Annotated in this window: 3 protein-coding genes; 1 reads left to right on the plus strand and 2 read right to left on the minus strand. The window is 57.9% G+C overall.

Annotated elements, in window-relative coordinates:
* Window positions 1–733, plus strand: a 733-nt coding sequence (locus H5U08_RS13900) for a hypothetical protein (protein ID WP_297034246.1), incomplete at its 5' end; no start/stop codon positions are given.
* Between the two features lie 2 nt (window positions 734–735).
* Here the strand turns inward: H5U08_RS13900 and H5U08_RS13905 are convergent.
* Both H5U08_RS13905 and H5U08_RS13910 read right to left on the minus strand, forming a co-directional pair.
* The gene (locus tag H5U08_RS13905; RefSeq protein WP_297034248.1) at window positions 736–2,187 is read right to left on the minus strand and encodes a VCBS repeat-containing protein; all 1,452 of its coding nucleotides are present in this window, start codon (window positions 2,185–2,187) and stop codon (window positions 736–738) included.
* 210 nt (window positions 2,188–2,397) lie between these two features.
* Window positions 2,398–3,167: DUF1559 domain-containing protein (locus H5U08_RS13910; protein WP_297034251.1), on the minus strand; the 770-nt coding region annotated here is incomplete at its 5' end.

The following is a 3,167-nucleotide window of genomic DNA, read 5'->3' on the forward strand; positions in this document are numbered from 1 at the left end:
ATCGCGGTTTTTGTTTCCGAGGCCCCGCAATCTCCGCCGCGACTTCTTTCGGCTCGTGAGTACGGAAAATGGCGTGCCCAGTGTGGAGGATGTCGCCCTTGTTATTCGCTACGGAATGCCCGGCACAAGCATGCGAGGCTTCGAAGAGCTTTCTCAACAGGAAATTCTCGGGCTTGCCCAATTCGTGCTTGCAATGCGACGTGAAGGGGTTCAGGATCGCCTTCTGGAAGAATATCGAAAAATTGGCGAAGAGCTTTCTCGCGAAGAACTCAAGTCCGCTGCCGAGATTCAGACCACTCCCGGCCCAAGAGTGGCCATTCCTCTTGCGCCGAAATTTTCCGAGGAATTACTGGCGCGCGGCCGAGCTGCCTACAATGAGCTAGGATGTTCCAACTGCCACGGAGTGGAGGGGACGAACCATTCTGATCTGGCCCTCTGGGACGACTGGGGCTTTCCGAATCCACCGCGAAATCTTCGCCACGATCCATTTAAGGGCGGCGAGAGTTTCGCGGAACTTTATTTAAGAATCCGGCTGGGAATGCCCGGCACTGCCCATCCTGCCTGTTTGAGCGCGTCGTCCGATCAAGTGAGTGCCCTCGTCGGATTCTGCCAGAGTCTTCGGACGCGACCGACAGCGCACACGACCAATTATGAACGGTGGCTTCATGCTGAATCCCTCGCTTGGTCGCCGGCCTTCGTTTCCTGCACTCCTGCGACAAATGGACAAGATTGAACTCAGCGCTGTCGAGGGGACTCTGCCAAAGATTTCATTTCATTCCAATACACGCGGAGTGGAGCCGTCACGTCGGCATTCCCACCGTCGAGTCCGCAATGTCGGCCCGCGACAATGTCGAGATCGCCGTCCCCGTCCAGATCAGCGAGCAGTATTACCGGAAACTGCGGCCAGCTCCGGTCGACAATGTGGCAACTGAAGGTCGGTCCGGGTTCCTGCTCCAAAATGATCAGTGACGGTATTTCCATTTGCTGAAGCTCCTGTGGCCGAACACTTTTCGGCAGCCACGCCGAGGCAACGATATCGAGGTCGCCGTCGCCGTCCAGATCGCCCGTCACGGCACGGTAGGCGCCCGGCCAATCCAGTAACCGGTGATAGTGAAAGCCTTCGGGCGAGTCGGCGTTTCGGTTTTCCAGCCACTGGACTCCGTGAGACGGATTCGCGTAGAGGTTGTCAAAGCTGTCTCCGTTGGTGAACAGAATGTCAGTGTCGCCGTCTCCGTCGAGATCCACCAACTCCAGCCCACTGGAGCCAAACGTCAAATCGGGCGCCCGCCAGATGGGACGACAGAGAAATCGATTGTTGCCCAGGTTGACGAACCATTCGACCACTTCCCATTCGTTGCTGATCAGCGCGACAAAGTCGGGACGACCGTCGGTATTCAAATCCGTTACGGGGACGTGAATGGTTCCGGGGCGCTGATCAAGGCGATGAGGAACAAAGCGAATCGCTCCCTCTTTGGTGCTCTCGTTTTCCAGCAGCAGAATGCCGCCCGTGCGGTAATGACCGAATTCCGCTGCGAGCACGTCTAGATCGCCATCACCGTCGAAATCAGCCACTCTCACATCGGCCACGCGACCCAGATTTTCAGCGAGCGGAATGACTCGAAATTGCGGTCCCTTTTCTTCGGGACGTAACCAAACAACCTTGCCGTCGCGATGATCCATCGCGAAAAAGCTGCCCAGTTCGGCCACCACAAAGCCGACACGGCCAGTACGTTCCAGATCGCACGGCTCAATTCGGCAGGGAAATTGAAGCCTGGCCAGGACTCGCGACTCCCTCGACTTCATGTCCAGAGCCGTGATAGTGCCGGTCACCATGTCTGAGATGATGAGCCAGGGCTGATCGCTATCTGGAAGCCTGTGGTAGGCAAGCCCGGAGACCGCCGGTGCCACGCGAGGCCGTCCTTTCCAGTCCACATCTTCCTGGCGAAAAGAAATGGGCAACTTCTGCTGCGAATCCTGCGGAAGGTGAAATTCCAGCTTTTCCGGAGCGCGTTGCCGGTAGTATGCAACGACTTCCGCGATGGGAGGCGGGCTCAGGTCGTCGCGTCCTGAACGAACGTATTGCTGATAGCCAACTCGCACTTCCTCTGCCCAGCGATCGCGGGGGAAGGACTCCGGTCGAGGGACTGCATGGCAATCGCCGCAGAACCTCCTGATGTGCTCTTCCACTTCCGCGCTCCTGCCGCTCTGCGGAGAGGCCACTGTGCCCGCAATGCCACGGGTGTTCAATGCAGGTTGTCTGCCGCAACCTGCCGGTAAACAAAAAGCAAGCGTGAGGGATAATCTGACGAATATCCCCCACGCCTTTTCGAATTCCCATGGCCGCTGTGCCGTCTTCACGAACGACCAAAGCCGGTTTCGCCGGTCGAGAAAATCACATTACGGGGCCTGGACCGATTCACCACCGTCCTTGCTTCCCAAAGCGCCCCATACCCCGTACGGGCTGGGCCCTGATTGGACCTCGGGCAACGTCGGGTCGCCGGCGTTGATGGTTTCTGAAATGAAGCGAACGGAGCCATCCGCCATGGAGACATTGACACCACCCGGATGGTTGCTCGTGGCTGTAATGACGGCGTTCCGCTCATCCCATGTGCTGTCGTTACACGAGGGACTGTTGGGCGGCAAGACTGTGTTAAACCGGGTGTATTGCGGGATACCACTTGCCCAGCGTCGCCCTGACCAGCCGGCCGTGCCATAGGTCCCCGTCAGGTACTCGTTCGGTCGAGCGGGATTTCTGGTTTGGAGACATTCGGCAGGGGCCACAGCCGCGTTCGGATTCAAGCTGGTCACATTGGTGGCCATCCCCTCTTTGATCAAATTTGCATTTCCGCCGAACAAACGTTCGGAGAACATGACTGTGTTGCTGGTGCCGTCGGTGATGGCCGCGAACGGGACCCCCTGACGAAGACCGAACAGCCCACGACACGTCTGAGAGTTACCATCCCGCGCCCATCCACGATAAATGGAATCACCCACCGATGTGCGGTAGTTGGTACGGCCTTGATCGTTGACTCCTTTTTGCCTCACCTTACCGTCGGACGGGCACAAAAGAACGTCAATCTGCGTGGTCCAGGGTGGATAAAACCGACTATTAGCCGAATCACCAGGGGTGTTGGTGGATGGATCGCGCCCCCACGCCGGTAACACAG

This window comes from Thermogutta sp. (assembly GCF_014359955.1).
Taxonomy (GTDB): Bacteria; Planctomycetota; Planctomycetia; order Pirellulales; family Thermoguttaceae; genus Thermogutta.